The 21,992-nt window shown below is 35.1% G+C and carries 18 protein-coding genes; 2 read left to right on the top strand and 16 right to left on the bottom strand.

Annotated elements, in window-relative coordinates:
* Positions 1-38: 38 nt before the first annotated feature.
* From ACFQ0R_RS05300 to ACFQ0R_RS05290, 3 genes are all read right to left on the bottom strand, one after another.
* Entirely contained in the window at positions 39-1,412 is a 1,374-nt protein-coding gene (locus ACFQ0R_RS05300) for an MATE family efflux transporter (protein WP_379657336.1), read from the bottom strand.
* 4 nt (positions 1,413-1,416) lie between these two features.
* Positions 1,417-2,451, bottom strand: a complete 1,035-nt coding sequence (hemH, locus tag ACFQ0R_RS05295) for a ferrochelatase (RefSeq protein ID WP_379657335.1) — start codon at positions 2,449-2,451, stop codon at positions 1,417-1,419.
* Positions 2,452-2,686: 235 nt separating this feature from the next.
* Entirely contained in the window at positions 2,687-3,166 is a 480-nt protein-coding gene (locus ACFQ0R_RS05290; RefSeq protein ID WP_379657334.1) for a peroxiredoxin family protein, read from the bottom strand.
* A 154-nt stretch (positions 3,167-3,320) separates the two neighbouring features.
* Here ACFQ0R_RS05290 and ACFQ0R_RS05285 point away from each other — a divergent pair, with 154 nt between their 5' ends.
* Together ACFQ0R_RS05285 and ACFQ0R_RS05280 are read left to right on the top strand one after the other, a co-directional pair.
* Positions 3,321-5,789, top strand: a complete 2,469-nt coding sequence (locus ACFQ0R_RS05285; RefSeq protein WP_379657333.1) for a ligase-associated DNA damage response DEXH box helicase — start codon at positions 3,321-3,323, stop codon at positions 5,787-5,789.
* Between the two features lie 1,141 nt (positions 5,790-6,930).
* A complete protein-coding gene (locus ACFQ0R_RS05280; RefSeq protein ID WP_379657332.1) occupies positions 6,931-7,092 on the top strand; it encodes a hypothetical protein in 162 nt (53 codons plus the stop codon).
* A 146-nt stretch (positions 7,093-7,238) separates the two neighbouring features.
* Here ACFQ0R_RS05280 and pncA read toward each other — a convergent pair whose 3' ends face one another.
* The 13 genes from pncA to ACFQ0R_RS05215 all read right to left on the bottom strand — a co-directional run bounded on the left by pncA (position 7,239) and on the right by ACFQ0R_RS05215 (position 21,855).
* Positions 7,239-7,829, bottom strand: a complete 591-nt coding sequence (gene pncA / locus ACFQ0R_RS05275; RefSeq protein ID WP_379657331.1) for a bifunctional nicotinamidase/pyrazinamidase — start codon at positions 7,827-7,829, stop codon at positions 7,239-7,241.
* Complete coding sequence (locus tag ACFQ0R_RS05270; RefSeq protein WP_379657330.1) at positions 7,826-9,238, bottom strand: nicotinate phosphoribosyltransferase; 1,413 nt, start codon at positions 9,236-9,238, stop codon at positions 7,826-7,828. Before ACFQ0R_RS05270 ends, pncA begins: the two co-directional genes overlap by 4 nt.
* 82 nt (positions 9,239-9,320) lie before the next feature.
* Positions 9,321-11,705 (bottom strand): tetratricopeptide repeat-containing sensor histidine kinase, encoded by a 2,385-nt coding sequence (locus ACFQ0R_RS05265; RefSeq protein ID WP_379657329.1) that lies wholly within the window; start codon positions 11,703-11,705, stop codon positions 9,321-9,323.
* Positions 11,706-11,769: 64 nt separating this feature from the next.
* Positions 11,770-12,522, bottom strand: coding sequence for a glycosyltransferase family 2 protein (locus ACFQ0R_RS05260; protein WP_379657328.1), 753 nt, complete (start codon positions 12,520-12,522; stop codon positions 11,770-11,772).
* Positions 12,522-13,871, bottom strand: a complete 1,350-nt coding sequence (locus ACFQ0R_RS05255) for an undecaprenyl-phosphate glucose phosphotransferase (RefSeq protein WP_379657327.1) — start codon at positions 13,869-13,871, stop codon at positions 12,522-12,524. The genes ACFQ0R_RS05260 and ACFQ0R_RS05255 overlap by 1 nt, the downstream gene beginning before the upstream one ends.
* Before the next feature lie 3 nt (positions 13,872-13,874).
* On the bottom strand, positions 13,875-14,861 hold the full coding sequence (locus tag ACFQ0R_RS05250; RefSeq protein ID WP_379657326.1) for a UDP-glucuronic acid decarboxylase family protein: 987 nt from the start codon (positions 14,859-14,861) through the stop codon (positions 13,875-13,877).
* A 161-nt stretch (positions 14,862-15,022) separates the two neighbouring features.
* The gene (locus ACFQ0R_RS05245) at positions 15,023-16,330 is read right to left on the bottom strand and encodes a UDP-glucose dehydrogenase family protein (protein ID WP_379657325.1); all 1,308 of its coding nucleotides are present in this window, start codon (positions 16,328-16,330) and stop codon (positions 15,023-15,025) included.
* A 56-nt stretch (positions 16,331-16,386) separates the two neighbouring features.
* A complete protein-coding gene (locus tag ACFQ0R_RS05240; RefSeq protein WP_379657324.1) occupies positions 16,387-17,124 on the bottom strand; it encodes a WecB/TagA/CpsF family glycosyltransferase in 738 nt (245 codons plus the stop codon).
* Between the two features lie 117 nt (positions 17,125-17,241).
* Positions 17,242-18,447 (bottom strand): O-antigen ligase family protein, encoded by a 1,206-nt coding sequence (locus ACFQ0R_RS05235; protein ID WP_379657323.1) that lies wholly within the window; start codon positions 18,445-18,447, stop codon positions 17,242-17,244.
* Positions 18,413-19,207 carry an O-antigen ligase family protein gene (locus ACFQ0R_RS05230; RefSeq protein ID WP_379657322.1) on the bottom strand — a complete coding sequence of 265 codons (795 nt, stop codon included), beginning with the start codon at positions 19,205-19,207 and terminating at the stop codon, positions 18,413-18,415. Before ACFQ0R_RS05230 ends, ACFQ0R_RS05235 begins: the two co-directional genes overlap by 35 nt.
* A 350-nt stretch (positions 19,208-19,557) precedes the next feature.
* Entirely contained in the window at positions 19,558-20,421 is an 864-nt protein-coding gene (locus ACFQ0R_RS05225; RefSeq protein WP_379657321.1) for a glycosyltransferase, read from the bottom strand.
* Complete coding sequence (locus ACFQ0R_RS05220; RefSeq protein ID WP_379657320.1) at positions 20,414-20,902, bottom strand: hypothetical protein; 489 nt, start codon at positions 20,900-20,902, stop codon at positions 20,414-20,416. Before ACFQ0R_RS05220 ends, ACFQ0R_RS05225 begins: the two co-directional genes overlap by 8 nt.
* A gap of 11 nt (positions 20,903-20,913) precedes the next feature.
* A complete protein-coding gene (locus tag ACFQ0R_RS05215; RefSeq protein WP_379657319.1) occupies positions 20,914-21,855 on the bottom strand; it encodes a sulfotransferase family protein in 942 nt (313 codons plus the stop codon).
* Positions 21,856-21,992 lie beyond the last annotated feature (137 nt).

The following is a 21,992-nucleotide window of genomic DNA, read 5'->3' as shown; positions in this document are numbered from 1 at the left end:
TAATTCAAAGATAAACATTACAAAAAGACTTATTTCATTTAAGTCGATTCTACTTCTGCTGTGTTCTTATCTTCAATCAAGGTTGTTTTTACTTCCCTTCTAAGGAAATACCCTGTAACGATGGTAGATAATAGATCTGCCAGTGGAAAAGATAACCATACACCAAGTTCACCAAAATAATTTGGCAGAATAAGAACCAGTGGAATAAAAGCGAAACCCTGACGTGAAATAGTGAGAAGAAATGCGGGAACTGCTTTACCTATAGCCTGAAAATAAGCACTGCCTATCAACTGAATGGAAATAATTGGTATCGCTGCAAAAACCCAGCGCATTGCACTTGGTGTGTCTCTCAACACTTGTTCGTCTGTAGTAAAAACAGAAACTATAGCTTCAGGGAAAATCATGATTACTGCAAATACCAAAATGGCAACTCCAGAGGCGTAAATAATAGCTTTATTGATACTTTCCCTAACTCGCTGATACTCATTAGCTCCATAATTATATCCAGCAATGGGAAGAAACCCTTGTGTAACTCCAAGAACAGGAAACAAAGCAAACATGAGCATTCTTGCCACAATTGCATAAACTGCAACTGAAGATTCACCACCAATATCAAAGAGAATATTATTCAAAAGTAAATAGGTCACACTAACCACAGCTTGTCGAGAAAGAGTTACAAAGCCTAGAGCTCCCATCTCTTTCAATATAGAAAGATCAATTCCAAAATCAGAAAATCTAATTTTCAATTCTGAATTTTTTGAAAGAAAAAACCAAAGAATATAGCCCATGCACAATATGTAGGAGCCTGTCGTCGCCCATGCTGCACCAAGCATTCCATAATCTAGAACGTTTATGAACACATAGTCCATTATTAAGTTTCCAACCGATGGAATAATCATTGCCACCATGGCAAATTTAGGTTTGCCTTCTGCTCGTATTACCGTGTTTCCCATCATGGCTAAAGCCAATACTGGGACTCCATAAAGAACCACTCTGTAGTAAATTTTGGCAGGATCAAAAATTTCACCCTTACCTCCAAAGGCCGGGATCAATTCATTGATAAAGGTTAAGCCAATCACTACCATACTGATGGTAACCAAAAGCGTGATCGTGATTTGATTACCAAAAGTCTTTAAAGCCTTCTTGTCATCGTTTGAGCCTAATGCTCGAGAAATGATAGAAGAGCCTCCAATCCCAATTGCCATACCCAAAGCAGCAATAAAAAAAGATACGGGTAAAACGACATTAATCGCTGCAATTGCAGTAGAACCAATCCAGTTTCCTACAAAAATAGTGTCCACCAAAATATTGATGGACATGACCAAAATCCCTATAGATGCAGGAACAGCCTGCTGTATTAAAAGCTTGCCAATAGGTTTTTTACCTAATTCCTCTGAATTGGCTTTGTTCATTTTCTTATGCGTTTACCTTTTCGGATTGATGAGCCCATTCATCAATCCATCGGCTCATAGTTTTGACCCAGTCTTCACGATCATTTAGACATGGAATAAACATAAAATCATCACCGCCAGATTCTTCAAAAATCTCACGGGCTTCCATATTTATTTCTTCTAAAGTCTCTAAACAATCCGAAACAAAGGCTGGAGAAACCACTGCTAATTTTTTGGTACCTTCTAGTCCCAGTTTCTCAACGGTTCTATCTGTATAGGGTTTCAACCATGGATCAAAACCTAAACGAGATTGAAACGAGGTACTATAAGTGCCTTCTTTAAGACCTAGAGTTTTTGCAACTCCGCGTGTGGTTTCAAAACATTGGTGCCTGTAGCAAAACTGGTGAGCTTTGGAAGGTGTTTGGCAACAAGAGCCATCAATTTTGCAATGTGAGTTGGTAATATCACTTTTTCTAATGTGACGTTCAGGAACTCCGTGATAACTAAATAAGAGATGATCATAATCAAACTCATCTAATTTTTCTCCAATACTTCTGGATAAAACCGTCACGTAATCGGGATGATTATAAAACGGTGGTAAGGTGGTGAACGCCATTTCCGGGAAATGCTCTCTCCTTAATTCTTCCGCTAAGACCAAAATAGTTTCGGTCGTCGCCATGGCAAACTGCGGGTATAACGGCACCAATAAAACCTCATCCACACCTTTGTCGTGCAATTCCTGTAAACCAGATTTTATAGTGGGTTGTCCGTAGCGCATGGCAAGCGAAACAGGAACACTTGTTTGCTTATCAATTCCCTCCTGAAGACGCTCTGATAATACAATAAGCGGTGAACCTTCATCCCACCATATTTTAGAATAGGCCTCTGCTGATTTTTTAGGTCTTGTATTTAAAACAATTCCTTTTACGAGAATGGTTCTGAAAAACTTTGGTAAATCGATGACGCGCTCGTCCATCAAAAACTCTCCCAAGTAAGTTTTTACATCTTTGGGGTCTGTTGATTTGGGCGAACCTAAATTGACTAATAAAACTCCTTTCATAACATTTAATAATATGTTTCAAAATTAAAGCACTAAATTTTAACAATAGCCAATTTTGATAGAATGTTATGATAGGTGTAGTAGAAAGGGTTATTTGTAGAACTATATTTAATTGAATGAAGTAATATCAAACAATGCAGAAATGCGATAATAGAGAAAACCAATTATAAAGCAAAAGACTTAAAACTAGCCTGTCATAAATTATTAATCAAACGACTTAATTATTTTGTAATCGCTATTCTAATTCGTTTAGAAAAAGAACAGCTTCTGAAGCACCTTCAAATACTTTAACCAATTTACCATCTTGATCGTATAAGTATGAGGTAGGAAATGACAACACATCAAAGATTTCAGCAAACTTAAAATCGATATCTCTCAGGATATGAATATTTTCAAGGTTCTGGATTTTTGAAGCATAGGTACTAAAAAACTTGAGAGTTTCTTTTTCAGTATTAGAAGAGACTGGGTAAACTTGAACATCTGCACTTTCTAACTGATCCGCCTTGAGATTCAGAAATTTAAACGCGTCCTGACAATGTCCACAGGTTGGACTGAAGTATATAAAGTAAATATAAGAGTTCTTTTCAACTTGCTCTTGAGTGAACTTATCTCCTTCTAAAGTCCAGATTTCGAAATCTGGTATATTCTCAGGATAGTCTTGTACAAAACTTGTTTGAATAGTTATAAATGCTAAAAAAAGGAAACAATACTTCATTTGAATTAAGCTTAAAAATGCATGTAAAGTTAATTTAATTTCTAAAACCATTTCACTGATATTTACTTTTTGAAAATATCCTATTGAGTCCTATTTATGGTTAAAAATTTCTTTTGATAAAGACACAGATATAAGTTGATGGTGAAATATACTTATGTTTGTAAGTATGCTGAACTCCCCAGACATTTCCCTGTTTACCAATTGGTTTGTTTCCAAGGGCTGGACACCTTTTCAATTTCAAACGGAAACCTGGCAGGCCTACGCCGAAGGCAAACATGGCTTACTGAATGCACCGACAGGTAGTGGAAAAACTTACGCACTATGGGTGCCGATTTTTCTCGAAATTCTAAAACTTAAAGCGCAACAAAAACGAAAAACTTCCAGTCTAAAAGCAGTTTGGATCACACCACTTCGCGCCCTTTCTATTGAAATACAACAAGCCGCTGAACAACTTATCCTCGATCTGGATCTTGACATGAGCATTGGTATACGAACTGGTGACACACCCCAGAAAGAGCGAGCGAAGCAAAAGCGGAAAATGCCTGATCTTTTGGTTACCACTCCGGAAAGTCTTCAACTTTTACTGGCTTCTAAAGACTATCCGAAAACCTTAAAAGATTGCCAGGCCATAGTAGTTGACGAATGGCATGAATTACTGGGTACTAAACGTGGTGTCCAGATGGAATTGGCGCTTTCCAGATTCAAGACTATAAACCCTCAATTGAGGGTTTGGGGTATTTCTGCCACCATTGGAAATTTAGAACAGGCATGTGATGTGCTTTTAGGCGTGAATCCAAAAATGCTGGATAATTCAATCCTAATCAAAGCTGATCTTGATAAAAAAATCCATGTTCAAAGCATTATTCCCGAAACCATGGATAAGTTTCCATGGCGAGGACATCTGGGCTTGCACTTGCTGGAAGATGTTATTCCAATTATAAAAGCTTCCAAAACGACTTTACTGTTTACAAATACACGATCTCAATGTGAAATTTGGTTTCAAAAGATTTTGGAAAAACACCCAGAGTTTGCTGGAGAACTCGCCATGCATCACGGCAGCATCAATAAAGAAACACGCCTTTGGGTGGAAAGTGCTATAAGAAATGAAAGTCTTAAAGCTGTGGTTTGTACCTCAAGTTTAGATTTAGGTGTTGACTTTGCGCCTGTAGAAACTATCATACAAATCGGTGGTCCTAAAGGAGTAGCCAGATTTTTACAACGCGCCGGCAGGAGTGGTCACCAGCCTGGTAAAACCAGTGTAATTTATTTTTTACCAACTCATGCCATAGAATTGATTGAAGCCTCAGCTTTACAAAAAGCAGTAGAAAGTAAGACGGTAGAAGATCGCTTGCCTTACCTCAACAGTTTTGACGTATTGGTGCAATACTTAACCACTTTAGCTGTATCTGACGGGTTTTTTCCTCAAGATATTTTGCCTGAAATACAATCAACCTTTTGCTTCCAGACTCTTACTGAAGAGCAATGGAACTGGGCTTTAAATTTCATTACTAAAGGTGGTGAAGCACTTCAAACTTATGATGAATACAGAAAAGTAGAGGTTGAAGACGATGGACTCTACAAAGTCAACAGAAAAGGCATTGCCATGCGGCATCGCTTGCAAATTGGTACGATCGTGAGTGATGCCGTACTTACCGTGAAATACATAACTGGCGGTTTTATTGGTTCTATTGAAGAATGGTTTATATCCAAATTAAAACCTGGGGATGTGTTCACTTTTGCTGGTCGAAATCTGGAACTGGTGCGCATAAAGCAAATGCAGGTTTTGGTGAGAAAATCGAAATCCAAAACTTCCAAAGTGCCGAGCTGGATGGGTGGTCGATTGACGTTAACTTCGCAAATGAGTGAATTGCTAAGAGAAGAGCTTTACAATAGTGATGCTGAAGAGAAAAGCCCCGAATTGAAAGCCCTTGAACCCATTTTTGAACGCCAAAATCTGGAGTCCATCGTCCCAAAACCTCATCAGTTTTTGATCGAAACTTTTAAAACCCGGGATGGTTATCATCATATTTTTTACCCATTTGAGGGGCGATTTGTGCACGAGGCTATGGGAAGTCTTCTGGCCTATCGCATAAGTTTGTTATCCCCGATTTCGTTTTCACTGGCCTTCAATGATTATGGTTTTGAACTGCTGTCTGACCAAGCTGTGGATATGCAATCTGTTTTAGATAATGACCTGTTTACAGCAGATTATCTTTTGGATGATTTATCCAAAAGTTTGAATGCTTCAGAAATGGCAAGGAGAAAATTCAGAGACATTGCTGTGATCGCAGGTTTGGTATTTACTGGTTATCCTAACAAACTGATCAAAAACAAGCACCTGCAATCCAGTTCACAATTGATATTTGACGTGTTCAAAGATTTTGATCCTGATAATCCATTGTATCAGCAAGCTTTTACAGAAACTTTTGAACATTCATTGGAACAGGGTCGTTTACAAAAAGCTTTGGAGCGAATCGCCACTCAGGAAATCGTTTGGAAATGCTGCCAAAAACCAACGCCTTTTTCGTTTCCTATTATCACCGACCGACTGAGGGAAAAATTGTCTTCTGAAAAACTGAATGATCGCATTCAGAAGATGATTAAGAAGTTGCAGAAGAATTAGGTTTTAGGCTGTAGGTATTAGGTTGTAGGAAAAAAAATGAGCTTCCCTAAATAGCGTTGACCGCTTTTGAACTATAGTCAATATCTGATTATTTAAAATTGATGAATTTAAAAATTTACCATCTTAACTTTTATCAAAGGGAAAGTTTGGATGACATAGCTCTTAGATTTATACATAAGTTGGCTCCAGTTCAAATTGAGATGTCAGGGTTACACCCCTTTTTCCTCTATCCTACTGTTTTTTATGAAGATATCAGGGCTAACGCCCCTAATTGGAAATAATTTGAGAATTAAAGCATAAAATCTATAGGAGGATTAAACAAGATGATTTGAGGGAAGCGCTCTGAAATCTATGTATTCAATCAGATGTGTCTTGGCTACTTTCATCGATTAATAACTTAAGACTATAGACTGTCTTTTTGATGAGTCAAAACCATAAACCTACAAAGCTTCATTAAATTAATTTGACTCTTATCTTTAGACTACAAATGGTCAACCTATATCAGGGAGTGACAAGTTTGTGAGTTATGAGGGTTTAGGTCGTAGAGATTAGGCTTGAGGGGGCACTTTCAGTATTAGGTACTAAGTAAAAGAGAAAAGAAAATAGAACAAAGACTGGTCAAGGGGTCAAAAATTAAATTATCTGTGGTGAACTGGCAAATTTTGAAAGTTGAAATTCTGTGCCCAGTATTCGATATCTAATGGCTTTGAAGCTGTGTCCCGTTAGGGACTAAATTCGGGTAAAACAGTAAGTGAATCTCTCAACCTGCGTGCCGTTAGGTACGCCATATGTTTTAAGGTTTTGCCTTAACGAGCAATCTCCTATTTTTTAGACAGGTAAAGATTCATAAAGTGCTGGAAAAGCTGCTTTTTAGGTGGAAAGTCGTTATTCTACATTCATCAAAAAAGAGAAAAGAAAATAGAACAAAGACTGGTTAACTGGTCAAGGGGTTAAACTATCTGTGGTGAACTGGCAAATTTTGAAAGTTGAAATTCGGCGTTCGGTATTCAGTATTCAGTAGTTGGTGAGTGTTGAGCCTGCCTGCGTTTCCTTGGCAAAGGCAGGTCGTGAGTCGTGAGTCGTGAGCCTGCGCCTGCGTTCCTTAGCAAAGGTAGGTCGTGAGTCGAAAATAAAAATTGAAATGAGAAGAATAAAGAGAAAAGAAAATAGAAGAACAACTGGTCAACTGGTCAACTGGTCAACTGGTCAACTGGTCAACTGGTCAACTGGTCAACTGGTCAACTGGTCAACTGGTCAACTGGTCAACTGGTCAACTGGTCAAAAATTAAATTTTCTGAGGTAAACAAAAAAATAAAAATCCTGAAACCTAAACTTCACGCCGACTTCAGTTGAAACTTTACATTCAGGACGCTATTTGAGAAAAACGCGAATTATTAAGCTGGATATCGAAAAAAAAAATAAAATTTGCAGTAATAAAATCAAAAGAAGTTAAACAAACTCTACTCCTTCCGCTTTCAATTCTTCTTTCTGCTGATTGAATTTGTCCTGGTCTAAAGATTTAGTTGCTTTTTCTATAACTCGAACATGAAAGTTTTCCTTGAGTGCATCTTTTATGGTAAAATACACGCAGATATCACCCGCCAATCCACAAATATCTATGGTTTTGCAAGCCTTTTCTTTTAAAAAGCCCGCTAAGCCCGTAGATTTTTTATGGTGATTGTCATAGAATGCACTGTAGCTGTCGATGCCGGCATCGGTACCTTTTCTAAAAATGGCTTCGATACAATTGGTTCTCATGTGGGGATGAAATTCTGCGCCTTTACTGCCTTGGACACAGTGATCTGGCCATAAAGTTTGCTCGTAGCCATCGATTTCTTTGTTTTCAAAAGGCTTATGATTATCGTGGTTGGAGGCGAAACTCATGTGGTGTTGTGGATGCCAATCTTGGGTAGCTAAAACAAGGTCGTATTGAGGTTGAATCAGGTTGATGTGCGACACGATCTGGTCACCATTTTCTACTGCCAAACCACCGCCTGGCATAAAGTCGAGTTGTGCGTCTACGATGAGTAAGGTTTTCATGATGTTTTGTTTTTGTAATGATTTCTGAGTTGATCTCGCTCTTGCTTCAATTGATCTGTAATACCGATTTTATAAATATGTGGGTTTTCAAAACGTTGAAATTCCTCTGTCAATTCTGCCAGTCGCTCTCTTGAATAGGCTTTGATATCTTCCAAACTTTTGGGCGGTTCGGTTCGCTTACCGTCTTTCATGACGTAATGCAGTAAAGGTTCTTCACTACAATTGTTGAAACTCAAGGATTTTGAAGTTTCGAAAGGATGGTTCATGTGTTTTATATCGGTTTCCTCCCTCATGGTGACAGCATCTGATCCGGCGAGTTTGCCTTCTGAATTTCGTATTCTATACACTTGTTTTTTATGCGGTAGCGTCAGTTTAGCCAAATTCTCTGACAGTTTTATTCTGGGTTTATCGTTGGCAAAGGCTAGTTTATAAACGCCATCTAAAGCGGCATCGGGATCGCCGATGACTAAATTGGTGCCCACACCAAACACATCGATGGGCCCTTTTTGCTCCTTCAAACTTCTGATGACGTTTTCATCCAACTGGTTGGAGGCTGCAATCTTAACCTGTTCCAGCCCAGCCTCATCGAAGGCTTCTCTGCATTTTTTGGCGAGATAGGATAAATCGCCACTATCCAGGCGAACTCCTTTTAATTCCTCACCTCGAGATTTCATTTCTTTGCCTACGGTAATCGCATTGGGTAAACCAATTTTGAGGGTGTCGTAAGTATCGATAAGCAAAATCGTGTTATCAGGATGACTCTGGGCAAAATCACGGAAAGCAGTCAACTCATCATCATAACTCTGAACAAAGGAGTGCGCCATCGTTCCAGAGATTGGGATGTTGAAATCTTTGCCTGCCACGACATTACTCGTAGCTTCAAAACCCCCAATAAAGGCTGCTCTGCTGGCATGGTAAGCACCAGAGCTCTGTGCTCGGCGCATCCCAAAATCGATAAGCATTTGTTCTCCTGCAGATTTTCTGATTCGGCTGGCTTTGGTGGCGATAAGGGTTTGAAAGTTTAATATATTAAGTAAGATCGTTTCTACCAGCTGGGCTTCTACCATATTGGCTTCAACCTGCAGGACAGGCCTGGTAGGGAATACGATATCGCCTTCAGTTGTACTGAAAATGTTTCCTTTAAATTTGAAGGTTTTGAGGTAATCTAAAAATTCAGGATCTAAACCTTGGCCTTTTAGAAATTCTAAATCCTCTTTAGAAAACCGAAAATCTTCCAAAACTTCAAGCAAAGTTTCTAAGCCTGCAAATATGGCGTAACCTCCTTCAAAAGGTAGTTTTCTAAAGAAGTAATCGAAGACTGCTTCATGCTCATGTTTTCCTTGCTGGAAGTAGACCTGAGCCATATTTATTTGGTACAAATCCGTATACGTTGCCGTAAAGTTATGCATAGCTTAGAGTTTCTCAAATTTAAGAATAGTTATCCTTGAAACTTAGCCAGGGCTGATAAATAAATGCTAAAAACTTTTTTGATTATTCTTTTACCGGAACTTCAAAACATATGCGAGTGCCTAAATGTTCTTCAGAATAATCCACCCATATAGTTCCTCCGTTTTCTTCAACAAAAGTTCTGCAAAGCACGGTTCCTATTCCTTTTCCTTCCTCCTTTTGAGTACCTACTGAAGAAATTATTGAAGAGTTATTGAAAAGTCTTCTTGCTTGGTCTTGTTTCATCCCAACTCCAGTATCTTGAATGCATATTCTATCGTAACCACCTTGTCTTAGAGCTGAAACTGAAATTTCATCTTCGGGATTACAAAATTTTATAGCGTTTGAAATAAGATTTCGAATCACCAATTTTAAGGCATTTGAATCCATATAGATTTCTAAATCTTCTGGAACTTTATTTTTTAAAGTAATGTTTTTGTTTTTCAATGATGAGCTAAAGAATTCTTTCATGCTTTCAACCTCTTGTTGCAAAGGAATCACTGTTTTTTCCACTTGTGATTCGTTCAAGGATTCACTTGCCCATTTAAGTAAATTATCAATCAAATGCCTTGTTGAAGTCAAATTCTTATTGATCTCTGGTAACCAATCTTTGAATTCCTCTTCTGAAATCTGACCTGATACATACATGTCAAAGATTTGACTCAGACTATTCACCGGACTTCTTAAATCATGAGATATGATGGAAAACAGTTTGTTCTTTTGAAGATTGGACTCGTTTAGTTTGATGTTTTGGGTTTCAATCTCTTTGTTTTTAAGATGAAGTAAACGATTCGTTTTTGTCTTATTTTTCCTGATGTATAGTAATAAAACAACGAAAAGAATTAAGGCGAGAGAAGAAATACTAAGGCCAATTATAAAATCCTCCCTTTGATCGACCTTATATTTATTTTCTAAATTTTGTTTTTGTGTTTCCAGTTCCATTTGTTCCTTAAGACTTTTGAAGCTTAATTCTGCTTCCAGCTTTCCCAGAGCTTTGCTCTTCTCCTCATCGAAGAGGCTGTCTTTAAGCTTTGTGAAAATTTCGAGATAGTTAAGGGCCTCAGAATCATTTCCTTCAGATTTAGAAATGTTATAAAGCAGTTCTGCAGCTGAATATTCTTCTGGCAGAGCTTCTATTTCCCTGGAAATTGCAAGCGCTTTTTCAGCATAAAAATAGGCAGAGTCTAATTTGTTTTCTTTTAAAGAAACTTCTCCTAAACCATTATAAATAGATGTACAGGTGTATTTATCATCCATTTCTTCAGCTATAAATTTCCCTTCTTTATAAAAGTTCTTAGCTTCTGAAAGATTTTCCAGTTTGAGGTGATTGTAGGCTATATTAGATAAAGCATTGGCAATGTATATTTTATTGCCTTGTTCTCTATAAATAGTAAGCGAAGAATCTAAAGATTGTAGAGCTGTATGATATTGTTTTTGATTGGTCTGGATAATGGCAAGATTGGCCAACAAATTGGCGTAAGTCGTCCTGTCTACATCTTTAATAACCCCAATAGCTTCTTTATAGAGAGAGGCCGCCTTATCATCGTCATCAAGATCTAAATATGCATTGGCGAGGTTATTGAGAATAATGCCCTGAAGCCTGGGATTGTTCATCTCCTTGGCTGTTGATAAAGCATTCTCAAAATATTCTATAGCTACTAAATAATTCCCTTGCTTTCTGGACACATTTGCCAGATTATTATACATCCCCAATACCAGCCTGGTTTCTCCTAAGGCTTTGAAAAGTTCCAGACTTTCTGATAATTTTTGAACCGCAATATTAAAATTACCTTTATTTTCTGCTATAACCCCTTCTCCTGTTAGTATGCTGGCTCTAATGCCAAGATCCTCTAATTCTTTGTTGACTTCTTTTGCGTCAGAATACACCGCTAGAGCTTTATCGAATTCTCCTTGATTTTGGTAAACGTTACCAAGGTTGATAAGGTTATCTGCAATACTATTTTGATCATTTATTTTTTCAAAATAACCGATAGCCGTTTGGTATTTGTCTATGGCTTCATTGGTGTTTCCATAGTTTTTGAGTAACAACCCGTACCTCTGATAGGCTTCGCCAAGAAGATGATCATTTTCAATTTCCTTAAAAACAAGAATGGCTTCTTCAATTTTTTTTCTGCTTTCGGCTTGATTTCCGGCAAAAAAATAATAGATAGATTGATTTTTTAAGGCTATGCCTTTTCCTTTTGGGAACTTGATTTTTTTAGATAAGTTGAGCGCCTTTTGTGAATAAGGCAGGATGCTGTCATAGCTTACATCAATAAACTGAACAGCGATTTCATTATAAATATTAACCTTGGTAGTGTCTAATTTTACTTTGGCTAATTCTGTTTTTAAGCTATCTATTTTGGAATTATTTCCATAACAACTAATGCTTAAAAATAAACAAATTGTAAGTGTATATAATGACTTCATTTTCCTTTATTGGAGGGTGAGCAATATATACTTAATTTTAAAAATTAAGAAGGATTTAAGAAACTTAGTTTTTGTATTTCTTGTATCCAAAATAAGTCCATAATGCTAGATAGTAAAATGATTTATAAACAGAAAGCTCTTCTACTTTTCTATAAAACTCCCATTGGTATTTAATCAGATGAAGCTTATTCCTGGAAAGCGAGTTTTCTCTTATTCTATAGATAGCATGAGGTCTTTGAATCCCGTAAGCATATTCGGTTTCTTTTAAATATTTCAACCACAAACCCATATCCTGGCGCTTCCGTATAAGAGGCATTTCTTTTTTACCTAAAGCCAAAGTATCTACAACAGCCGTAAGACAACTTATAGAATTTGATTTTAAGATGTCTGTATAAGACACTTTAGCTGGAACCTCAAAATCTGAATAAACAAAATCAAGGTCTTCATTGGAGCGTTTATAAGAAGCAAAAACAAACTCACACTTATTTTCAGTCAGGAAATTTAAAGAATCCTTCAAGTGAAAATCAAACCAGATATCGTCTGCATCTAAGAATGCCAGATATCGTCCTTTGGCTAAATGAATAGCTTTATTTCTAGCGACCGCCGGACCTGAATTTTCAGAGAGCTTGACAAGCTTGATTCTGGGATCGTTTTTCGAAAATTCTTCTATAACTTCAGTAGAATTATCTGAGGAACTGTCATCAACTAGGATGTGCTCCCAGTTCTCGTAAGATTGATTTTGAACGGATTGAATCGTTTCCTGAATAAATTTTTCAGCGTTATAAACTGGTGTAACTATAGAGACCAAATCTGACATTAGTAGGCTTTTTTCTCTCCTTTAATAGCATTGATAACTGTTTGAAAAACAATTTTCATATCTAATAATAGAGACCAGTTTTCCAAATAAAAGATATCATATTTAACTCGGTTTATTATATCCTGATCTGTTTCTACTTCCCCTCTATAACCACTTACTTGAGCGAGACCAGTAATTCCAGGTTTGATAAAATGTCTAACCATAAACTTATCTACATTTTCTGCATACATATGAGTATGACTTACCATATGCGGTCTTGGACCTACAACACTCATATCACCAAGCAATACGTTGTAAAATTGAGGGAGTTCATCTATGCTCGTTTTTCTCAAAAATCGACCAATTTTAGTAATACGCTTATCATTTTTACTTACTTGATGCAAATCTGCTTCTGGATTAGGCTTCATCGACCTAAACTTGTAACAATAAAACTCCTTATAATCGAGACCATTTCTTTTTTGCTTAAAGAAAACCCCGCCTTTGCTTTCTATTTTAATTAAAATAGCTATTAGAGGGGTAAGCCAAGATAGAATGAATACTAAGACAAATAAGCTAACAGAAATATCAAAAATTCGCTTCAAAAATTTATTCAATGTATCGTCAAAAGGAATTTTTCTCAATGATAAAATTGGTAAAAACCCATAATATTCATATTTCAATTTCCTTGAATACACATCTTTATTGTCTGGAAGAAATTTTAGAACTTTCAGATTATTATCCGCAAAATTAACAATTGAATTAAGTTGATTATTTTTAACCTCTGACACAGAACAATAAATTTCATCAACATCATTAACTAAAACGTATTCAAAGATTTCACGTAAGTTGTCTCGCTTTTGCTTTAAATCAAATATCTGTAAACATTTGTAACCAAAGTCAGGAGTAGTTTCAAAAAAATGCAACAACTGTCTAGTTTTAGGAGAATCTCCAATGATGACAGTTTTTCGATAATTACCGCCAAGATCTTTTCTATAGCGCTTTAATAAGTAGTAAATTGAAACTTTAATTAAGAAAATAAGTCCAAAAGATTTTCCTAAATAAAGAAAAATCCTGGAGGAATTTCTTCCATATTCATAATAGTATCCAAAAAAAGCAAAGATTATTAAAGTAAATATAATAATCTGTAAAATCGTTAAGGAAACAATTTTAGTGATTTTGGTATATCTATAAACCTCATAAAAATTGGACTTAATAGAAAGTGAAATCCAAGTGATGATGATATACAAAAAAAAGGTCAGGTTCAAGATAGGATCGAAGTCGAATTGAAGCGCAAAAAAAATAAGAACTGCAATATCCATTGCATAGGATAAAGGTCTTATGTAGGCAGAATATCTTCCTGATTTGGCCATTAACTATCTTCTATTGTGATCTGAGAAATCCTTGTGTTCGCTTCTTTCTAATTCTTCTTTTGTGAGTGACTTAAAATAATCATAGGTTAACTTCATGCCTTCTTCTCTATCCACTTTAGGTTCCCAGCCCAATATTGATTTGGCTTTAGAAATATTGGGTTGCCTTTGCATCGGATCATCTTTGGGTAATGGCTTAAAAACTATTTTCTGATCGGTCCCTGTCAATTTTATAATTTCTTCAGCGAAATCTAAAATTGAAATTTCATACGGATTACCGATATTCACAGGTTCTGCATAGTCGCTCATTAATAATCTGTAAATACCTTCCACCTGGTCGTCTACATAACAAAACGAACGGGTTTGTGATCCGTCGCCAAAAACAGTGAGGTCTTCTCCTCTTAGCGCCTGACCGATAAATGCCGGAATCACCCGACCGTCATTTAAACGCATCCTGGGGCCATACGTATTAAAAATTCTAACGATTCTGGTTTCCAGTCCGTGAAACCGATGGTATGCCATCGTTAGTGACTCCTGGAAGCGTTTGGCTTCATCATAAACTCCTCTGGGTCCAATGGTGTTGACGTTCCCGTAGTAGTCTTCGGTTTGAGGATGCACCTGAGGATCGCCATAAACTTCACTTGTAGAGGCGATCAAAAGCCTGGCACCTTTGGCTTTGGCTAAACCTAGTAAATTATGTGTTCCTAAAGATCCCACTTTAAGGGTCTGGATAGGTATTTTCAAATAATCGATTGGACTAGCAGGGGAGGCGAAATGAAGGATATAATCTAAATCATCAGTCACATGAACGAATTTGCTAACGTCGTGGTGGTAAAACTCAAAATTATCTAGTTTAAAAAGATGCTCAATATTCTTTAAATCTCCTGTGATTAGATTGTCCATACCAATCACCTTAAAGCCTTCATCAATAAATTTATCGCAAAGGTGAGACCCTAAAAATCCAGCAGCACCAGTGATTAAAATTGTTTTCATAAGTATAGATTGTTTAGGGCTATCATTCGATATTTGAATTTGCAAAGTTATAAGTTTTAAGCATATGAGCGCTAAAACTTTTATGTAATTAAAAATGCAAAGGTTTAGAGTTGAACTCTGAAACTATGCAGTTAACTTCTCCGTGAATCTTATAAAAACACTTAAACTTTTTGTCTTCCTATGGAAATATAGTGTACTCCTTCTTTAGCTAGCTCCACCGTTGGATATAAATTTCGACCATCGAAAATAACGGGCTGCTTTAAGTTTGATTTTAAGCGCTTGTAGTCTGGTGTTCTGAAAATACTCCATTCTGTACAGATCAATAGGGCATCTGCGCCTTCTGTCACTTCATACATGTCTTTACCAAAACCTATTTTATCCCCATACTTCTGTTCTACATTCTCCATAGCTTCAGGATCAAAAGCTTTTACTTTAGCGCCTGCTTCCAATAATTTATCAATCATATACAAAGCTGGGGCTTCACGAATATCATCGGTTTCTGGTTTGAACGCCAGTCCCCAAATGGAAATGGTTTTACCTTTTAAATCACCATCAAAAAATGATGAAATTTCCGGGTATAATATCGTTTTTTGCTTTTCGTTGACGTCTACGACAGCCTCTAAAATTTTGAAGTCATAGTTAATGTCTTTTCCTGACTTATGCAATGCTTTTACATCTTTAGGGAAGCAAGAGCCCCCATAGCCTATGCCTGGAAACAGAAAGCGCTTTCCTATTCTGGAGTCTGTTCCCATACCGATTCTAACCTTATCGACATCTGCACCTACTTTCTGACAGTAATTCGCGATCTCATTCATAAAGGTAATTTTGGTCGCCAGGAAGGAATTGGAGGCATACTTAGTCAGCTCAGCTGACTTTTCATCCATGATGATGATAGGATTACCAGATCTCACGAAAGGCTGATACAAACGCTGCATCACTTCGTTCGCTCTTTCGCTACTTGAGCCAATCACAATACGTTCTGGCTTGAGGAAATCGTCCACCGCAAAACCTTCTCTCAGGAATTCGGGGTTGGACACCACATCAAAGTTTGTTTTACAGTCTTTGGCAATTGTAGAATGTACGAGATCTGCAGTTCCCACAGGGACCGTGCTTTTATCCACAATCACTTTATAGGAGGTGATGTATTCACCAATTTCTTTAGCCACGCCCAACACATATTTTAAATCTGCAGAGCCATCCCCTCCGTCTGGAGTCGGTAAAGCCAGAAAAATCACTTCTCCAAAGTCCAACCCTTCTTTTAAGTCAGTAGTAAAGTTGAGTCTACCCGCTTCGATATTTCTATCGAACAGCACGTCCAGGTGAGGTTCATATATAGGCACCACACCTGCCTTCATTTGATCCACTTTGTTTTTATCGATATCGACACAAAGGACTTCATTACCGTTTTCTGCTAAACATGTTCCTGTAACAAGGCCGACGTAACCTGTTCCGATGACTGCTATTTTCATAGGGTGGGGTTAATTATAGTTTTGAATTACTATGAAGCAACATTAAAAGATGAAAATTATTTTTTTAATTTTTCTTTAAAAGTCAGAAATATGAATTTAGTGTTTCCGATGAGGTATCTTTTCCACATTCTTTTGGGCTCTTGAAGAAATCTGTAGAACCACTCCAATCCAGATTTTTGCATCCATTTGGGAGCACGCTTTGTTTTGCCTGAAATCACATCAAAACTTCCGCCAACGCCCATTATGAAGTTTACTTTTTTTAAGACTTCTCTATTTTCGTAAAGAAAGTTTTCTTTTTTGGGGGAGGAAATGGCGACAAACAGCATATTTGCTCCACTATTGGCAATATCCTGAGCTATTCCTTGCTCTTCCTCTTTTGAGAAATAGCCGTTTCTATAACCAGCTATGAGTTCTTCAGAATAGTTGCGTTTATAGTCCTGAACAACTTTACCTACGATGTCTTCTTCAGCCCCTAAGCAATATATTTTATACCCTTTATGATGAGCTAATTCAACAAGATTCTCCATCAAATCTATACCTGCCACACGTTCTTTGATGGGCTGATTTAAAATTTTTGAAGCCCATATTACGGCCTGCCCATCTGCATTGATAATATCTGCATTATTAACACTTTCTCTCAGCTGGACATCGTCTTGCATCAAAACTATTTTACCAGCATTGACTACAGAATGATGAATGTGTTTACAACTTTGGACGGATTCATCAACCAAATCTAAAGTTTCTTGCATCGTTAAGTTGTCAATATTTGTTTTAAGTATGCTTGTTCTTTTCATTTAAGTAACTTATTTATCATTTAAGCTAAAATGCTTTTGAAATCAAAAATAACTAGTAACACCTATCATAATGAGTGTAATTTTTAAGACCTTTAATAATTAATTTTGAATGATTGTTCATTTGCATCTACTAAAGGTTAATTTATCCTGGATAATAGAACTTAACATAAGTGTAACAAAAAACACATAAAAGGTTATACCTTTATGAGTATCTAAAATTGATTCTGTTAAGCTCACTCCTGCAACTATAATTGTAAACGCGAGCAAAAGTTTATCTTTATTTCTTATTGAAATATAAAAAGGCAATAAGTAAATAGCGAACAAGCTAATAATACCACCTATTATCCCGTTTCTTATTAAATTATCTAAATATTGATTGTGAGGGTTATACTTCCTCTTATACCCCATAGTAAAGTTCATTTTTTTGTACTCTTCCACAAGTTTATCTTTAGCATCTCCTGTACCTGTTCCTATCCAAATATTATCCTTCAACACATTTAAAGAAGCTTCAAGTTTGCCAAATCTGGAAGATATGCTACGGTAATTGTTTTTATCAAAGCTTAATGTATCTAGCTCCAGAAATTGATTGAATTTTTGCTTATATGAAGGGATATTAATTAAGGCTGTAGTACTAAACAAAGCTATCAAAACAAGAGCAGCAAATCTTTTACCATCAGACTTTGTCGTTGACATCAATGATACCCCAGCAGACAAGATAGAAAGTAAAAAAATAATCCGAGCTGAAGTAACGACGGCAGATAAAAAGAAGAATATTGCTAAAAATAAATAGACTTTACTATTGTTTTTATTGTAGAAAATAAAGCAAATCCAATATGCAAATAGTGAATACATTCCAAGGTAGGTAGAATGATAAACATCTATTGTAACTATCTTATAAAATCTCAAACCGAAATTAAAATAATACACAAATAGATATAATAAATAAAGATTAGTCACAAAAAGCCCTAGTAAATAAAACTTAAAAAGTAGATCTTTATTTATATATTTACTCAAGCTAAAAAAAATCAAAGGAAAAGCTAAAAAACTCGCATTTTTAGATACAAACCCTAATCCATAATCAATGTTTGTTGAATTTATAAGTCCTAATGCGTAAATAACGATAGGGATACTAATACTGAAAATAGAGTACTTTAATCTTTTAAAACTATTATTCTTTAAAATTAGTAAGTTTACTAGACTTAAAATAACCAAAATTACAATTGTAATACTACTATAATTCAATTTAACAGGTAATACCGTAAATAGAATAAATAATATTAGAAAAAAATTAGTCAATTGCGGTATTAACTTTCTTATACTCATACATTAAAATTAAAATTAAGGTCATGCTAACTGAAAAATTTACCGTTGGATTTCCAAAAAAAGCAGGTACAATCATTATTAAAATAATATTGAAATTTTTCTTGACAACTTCGAAGACTCTCCAAAAAAAGCTTAAAAACAACAGTAGACCTATTACTCCAAACTCTAGTAAGGCCTTAACAAAATCGTTATGCGGATCTTGGCTCATAAACTTGTAAGGCATGTTCCCTTGGGTTAAATGGTCAACGCCTAGTCCAAAAGTTATTTTTAAGAAAGACTCTGAGAGAAACTCATAAACTATTGCGGACCAATATATGATTCGCCATATAAAAGAACCATGACCACCAGCTCTGACAACACCATCTTTAGAGAATTGTGTAGCTCTACTCTCTATAAATTCCCAATTTAAAAAATTTATAGATTCAAATTGAAAGGCAATTTTTTCAGAGAGATTTATAGCTAATATAATTCCAATAATAGGCAAGATTGAAAATAAAATTTTATTTAAAAACGATATTCTTTTAGACATGATTCCATTATACCCCAATATCGCAAGAATAACTAATAACCCTCCTGTTGATTTCGTCAAAATTAAAGAAGCAAGAAGCACAATTATACATGCAATGTTAATTTTCTTACTTTTAAAAGGTCTATTAAAAAGTAAAAAGTAAATAATCATTGATAGCACGTAAGCTAAATGATTTGAATGCCCCAAAACATTACGATAACGTCCTAAATAATTGATTTGGTCATAGCTCATTGGTAATGTTAAAATGAAATATACAACTAGTATGACAAAAAAGTATTTAATGTTTTTCCTTGTTAAATAGGATGCAAATACTGTAAAAGAAAAATAAGCAAAATACCTTAAACACCCTTTTATCGAAAAGATTTTTATGTCGTAATACAGTATAGATTGTGTTATAAAAAGAGCTAAAGCTACTAAAAAAAAGTATAAATAAATTTTGCTAATAGGGTTTAACACTAACCTGGATTCTTTTTGGTATAAAATGTATACTAATGTGAGAATTGGAAATATTAAATAGAGTCCTTGATGAAAAAAACCTGAAAGGATAAAACAAACAAATATTATTAAGACATTAGCATTCACTATAAATATTTTTTAATCAGTTTATTAAACATATAATACTTAAAATATTTCCTTAGTTTATCATCATCAATTCTAGGCCTTCTGCTAAGCATACTTTTCATGTAACCAACCAAAAGCGTTGAACCTGTTTTAACTTTTCTTTTTATCAGAATTGTATACAAAGATTTTAAAGTCATGTAAAGCAAAGTATGCCCCCTATAATAGGCGTGATATCCTTTTTCAGATGAGTTAGAAAATCGTACGTCTACTTCTCTGGAAATTACTTTAGCAGATTTTAAAGTTTCTGTTTTCCATCCTTTCAAATGGGCTAGGGCTACTGATACAGTATCAGCTGTATAAGCAATACGGTAACCTGCCTGATCAAAACAATCTTTTTTCCAAATTCGACATCCTCCTCTTACCCAATTTTGATTTGCAATATGCTGTTTCCCTTCATTGGTAAATATTAGCCCACTGGAAATCCCAATTTCAGGATTATTCATTAAAAATCCTGTTAGCTTTTTGTAGTAATCCATTTCTGGGAACACATCACAATCTAAAATGCCAATATAGTCTAATTCATCATAGAAAGGTTCTTCCCTTAGATTTTCAAACCCAGTATTAATAATGGTTGCATATTTTTTCCCTACACGGTAGGTGGTATCTTCAAAATTTATATTAATAACTTTAAATTGTTCAATGTTTTCTAGTTCAGTAATTCTATCCAAATATTCTTTACTACCGTCAATGCTATCATTCTCTACAATTATTAAAGTTTTTATTGGAATGCTTTGGTTCTTGACAGAGTCTAAGAACTTATCAATATTATTTAGCTCATCTTTCAATGGAGTTACCAGAGCAATATTAGGTCTATTATTAGTCATTGTAAGTATATATTTTATGTAAAAGTATCGAAGAACCTATTTCACGCTTCTCTCCATCTAAATTTTGATAAGCATATATTTTCATCTTTTTTATTTTATCTTCTTTAATATTTATTTTGTTCACAAAGTAATTATAACCATTTGACTTAATAAGTTCAGGTCTAAAGTCCCAGTTTTCTTTTCTTTCTTTATTATTTTCATCCATAATCCAAGCTTTTAGCCCAATAACATAATTATTTTTAAAAGTCTCTTCATTAGCGTTATTATCTAATTTAAACACAAGTGTTTTAGTCTCTTCTTTTTGATCCCTAATAACTCCAATTTCTTTTATAACAATATCCTGGTATATATTAAACTCAACTTCTTTGACATTACTTAATATGTCTAAACCTCTTTCTAAATAAAGCTCCGTTTTCGGCTTGCAAGAAAAGATTGCAACAAGACCAAAAAAAAGGAAATAATAAGAGTGTTTTTTTATCATTTTTATATCATTTATAATTTGCTCTCTCTATTCTTTTTCCTGATCTTATTCGGAAAATAATAATAAATTTCTTTGAAAAGTTCTTTCAATTTATCACGTTTGGTTATTTTATATTTACTATCAAATAAATTTTCATAACCTAAAGCATTTAGAATAGCATCACATTGGGACTCTATAATTTTGATATCCTGTTTTTGAAGCTCATTTTTCCATTTATTTATTCTACTCTTGTCTAAAGCTTTACCAACCAAAGCGTGTTGAGAAAATGTATAGTCAGGCACTTTAAATCCACTTCCCTCTTCTAATAATGAGTTTCTATATTCAATCTCAATGAAATCACATAGCTTCTTAACTTGCGTTGAAGGAGTTTTAATAATATCTTCGTATTTAATTAGACAAACCCGGTTAGGATAAAGTCTTTGAACAGCAAAAAAGGCTGCAGTGTATTCAATCCAGAGTTGACTTAATTTCAATGAGGAATTGGGTCCCCAATCTAAGTCTTTTATGGAAGCATAGACTGCTCTTGGATCTCTTACAATAAAAACAAATTTAGACCCAGGAAAGAGTTTGTTTATAATATTGAAAGATTTAATGTTACTCGGTGTGTGATCAATTCTTATTAGTTCCTTTTCTTGTGATTTTGAATGTCGTTCTGCGAATAATTTTATGGTGTTTTCAATTACAATATTGTAAGATTTATTAGTTATTATCTTCGGAAGATTTTCAATATTATTTGCATCTATCTCCCATTGTTTAAACCTGTAATGATCATTAAAAAAAATAACTAAGTCTTTTTTTTCTGATTTGGAAGAATTCTCTGGCAGGTATTTATAAATAAAGTCGTTAAAAAAATGTGATTCTGGCGTAGCCACGCAAGATTCTCCATTACCTAAAATGTTAGCTAGCATTGTTGTACCACTTCTTGGACAGCCTGTTATAAATACATGTTTCATTTTATTTTACCTGAGTTTTAATTTTTTGTCTACAGAATATTGTTTTGTCAAAATTACAATTTATAAAAGCTCTGCACTAGTAAGGCTTAAATGATTTAGTTATATAACTGTAATGAATATAATACAAGAACCTTAGG

The sequence above is a fragment of the Psychroflexus salinarum genome, assembly GCF_042677225.1.
GTDB classification, from domain to species: domain Bacteria; phylum Bacteroidota; class Bacteroidia; order Flavobacteriales; family Flavobacteriaceae; genus Psychroflexus; species Psychroflexus salinarum.
This window is presented reverse-complemented; position numbering and strand designations above follow the sequence as displayed.

What these genes read in the sequence shown, in the direction of transcription:
- ACFQ0R_RS05300 (WP_379657336.1), bottom strand. Translation starts at nt 1,412, where the DNA reads ATGAACAAAGCCAATTCAGAGGAATTAGGTAAAAAACCTATTGGCAAG.
- hemH (WP_379657335.1), bottom strand. Translation starts at nt 2,451, where the DNA reads ATGAAAGGAGTTTTATTAGTCAATTTAGGTTCGCCCAAATCAACAGAC.
- ACFQ0R_RS05290 (WP_379657334.1), bottom strand. Translation starts at nt 3,166, where the DNA reads ATGAAGTATTGTTTCCTTTTTTTAGCATTTATAACTATTCAAACAAGT.
- ACFQ0R_RS05285 (WP_379657333.1), top strand. Translation starts at nt 3,321, where the DNA reads ATGTTTGTAAGTATGCTGAACTCCCCAGACATTTCCCTGTTTACCAAT.
- ACFQ0R_RS05280 (WP_379657332.1), top strand. Translation starts at nt 6,931, where the DNA reads ATGAGAAGAATAAAGAGAAAAGAAAATAGAAGAACAACTGGTCAACTG.
- pncA (WP_379657331.1), bottom strand. Translation starts at nt 7,829, where the DNA reads ATGAAAACCTTACTCATCGTAGACGCACAACTCGACTTTATGCCAGGC.
- ACFQ0R_RS05270 (WP_379657330.1), bottom strand. Translation starts at nt 9,238, where the DNA reads ATGCATAACTTTACGGCAACGTATACGGATTTGTACCAAATAAATATG.
- ACFQ0R_RS05265 (WP_379657329.1), bottom strand. Translation starts at nt 11,705, where the DNA reads ATGAAGTCATTATATACACTTACAATTTGTTTATTTTTAAGCATTAGT.
- ACFQ0R_RS05260 (WP_379657328.1), bottom strand. Translation starts at nt 12,522, where the DNA reads ATGTCAGATTTGGTCTCTATAGTTACACCAGTTTATAACGCTGAAAAA.
- ACFQ0R_RS05255 (WP_379657327.1), bottom strand. Translation starts at nt 13,871, where the DNA reads ATGGCCAAATCAGGAAGATATTCTGCCTACATAAGACCTTTATCCTAT.
- ACFQ0R_RS05250 (WP_379657326.1), bottom strand. Translation starts at nt 14,861, where the DNA reads ATGAAAACAATTTTAATCACTGGTGCTGCTGGATTTTTAGGGTCTCAC.
- ACFQ0R_RS05245 (WP_379657325.1), bottom strand. Translation starts at nt 16,330, where the DNA reads ATGAAAATAGCAGTCATCGGAACAGGTTACGTCGGCCTTGTTACAGGA.
- ACFQ0R_RS05240 (WP_379657324.1), bottom strand. Translation starts at nt 17,124, where the DNA reads ATGAAAAGAACAAGCATACTTAAAACAAATATTGACAACTTAACGATG.
- ACFQ0R_RS05235 (WP_379657323.1), bottom strand. Translation starts at nt 18,447, where the DNA reads ATGAGTATAAGAAAGTTAATACCGCAATTGACTAATTTTTTTCTAATA.
- ACFQ0R_RS05230 (WP_379657322.1), bottom strand. Translation starts at nt 19,207, where the DNA reads ATGAGCTATGACCAAATCAATTATTTAGGACGTTATCGTAATGTTTTG.
- ACFQ0R_RS05225 (WP_379657321.1), bottom strand. Translation starts at nt 20,421, where the DNA reads ATGACTAATAATAGACCTAATATTGCTCTGGTAACTCCATTGAAAGAT.
- ACFQ0R_RS05220 (WP_379657320.1), bottom strand. Translation starts at nt 20,902, where the DNA reads ATGATAAAAAAACACTCTTATTATTTCCTTTTTTTTGGTCTTGTTGCA.
- ACFQ0R_RS05215 (WP_379657319.1), bottom strand. Translation starts at nt 21,855, where the DNA reads ATGAAACATGTATTTATAACAGGCTGTCCAAGAAGTGGTACAACAATG.